Source organism: Mesorhizobium tamadayense, assembly GCF_003863365.1.
In the GTDB taxonomy this organism is placed as follows: Bacteria; Pseudomonadota; Alphaproteobacteria; order Rhizobiales; family Rhizobiaceae; genus Mesorhizobium; species Mesorhizobium tamadayense.
On sequence record NZ_RQXT01000203.1, the window covers coordinates 1 to 635 of the forward strand.

At 60.2% G+C, this 635-nt stretch carries 1 protein-coding gene; it reads left to right on the plus strand.

Going from position 1 to position 635, the window contains the following annotated elements; all coding sequences use genetic code 11:
* On the plus strand, positions 1-635 hold a 635-nt coding region (locus EH240_RS37255), incomplete at both ends, for a protein-L-isoaspartate(D-aspartate) O-methyltransferase (RefSeq protein WP_125007277.1).

The following is a 635-nucleotide window of genomic DNA, read 5'->3' on the forward strand; positions in this document are numbered from 1 at the left end:
GCGGTTCTACGCAGGCACATGGTCGAGATGATTGCGATCCATGCCGACCTTGCAAGCGAAGAACTCGGCAAGGCAACGCTCGATGAGCGGGTGATGGCATCAATGCGGCGGGTCCCGCGACATCTCTTCGTGCCAGCCGCGGTCGCGCCTTATGCCTACCAGGACATGCCGCTGCCGATCGGCTTCGATAAGACCGTCTCGCAGCCCTTCATTGTCGCTTTGATGACCGATCTCCTTGCTCCCCAACCGCACGAAACGGTGCTCGAGATCGGGACTGGCCTGGGCTATCAATCCGCGATCCTCGCGGAACTCGCAGGACAAGTTTGGAGCGTCGAAATCATCGAGGAATTCGCAAGCCATGCCGAGGCTCTGCTGCAGGGCCTTGGCTTCTCGAATGTCGCCATTCGTGTCGGAGACGGATCTCGCGGCTGGCCCGAGCACGCCCCATTCGACAAGATCCTGGTTAGCGTGGCGGCTGAGCGGACGCCGCCGGCTTTGCTGAATCAGCTCAAGCCAGGGGGACGCCTTGTTCTGCCTTTGGCGTCTGAAGAAGTACAGTTTCTGACCATCATCGACAAGGATGTGGCAGGGCAAATCGAGACTCGGAAGCTCATCCCGGTTCGGTTCAGCCGGCT